The organism is Pseudomonas brassicacearum (genome assembly GCF_003732265.1).
GTDB lineage: Bacteria > Pseudomonadota > Gammaproteobacteria > Pseudomonadales > Pseudomonadaceae > Aquipseudomonas > Aquipseudomonas brassicacearum_D.
On sequence record NZ_MOBK01000367.1, the window covers coordinates 1 to 519 of the forward strand.

Below are 519 nucleotides of genomic sequence, written 5' to 3' on the forward strand. Positions count from 1 at the left end.
GCGGCGCCACCGGACTGACCACCGGTGCGGGCGATCCCTCGGCCACCATCAACATGGTGCGCAAGCGTCCGACCGCACAATTGCAGGCGCTGGCGGGCGTCAGTGGTGGCAGCTACGACAATTACTACAGCTACGTCGACGTGGGTGGCCCGCTGGCGTTCGACGGCCGCTTGCGCGGTCGCACGGTGCTCGCCTACCGCGACAACAAGTCGATCCGCGATCACTATGCGCTGCAACGGGAGGTCGGTTACGGGATTCTCGAAGCGGATCTGACGGATAGCACGGTGCTGGCGGTCGGCTACGACTATCAAAACAAGCACGTGCAAGGCTCATCGTGGGGCACGGTGCCGTATTGGAATGCCGAGGGCGGCAAGGCCGGTCTTGGCCGATCGACCAACATGGCGACATCCTGGAGTTCGGGGCCGCTGAAGGACAAAACCGCGTTTGCTACCGTCGACCAGCAACTGGCTGGAGGCTGGCATCTGAAGGCCGCCTACACCCATCGCAAAAGTGAGACCG

1 pseudogene is annotated in these 519 nt (G+C 63.6%); it reads left to right on the top strand.

Annotation, left to right across the window (positions count from 1 at the left end):
* Window positions 1-519 (top strand): annotated as a pseudogene (locus BK660_RS31750) (TonB-dependent siderophore receptor); the annotation flags it as partial.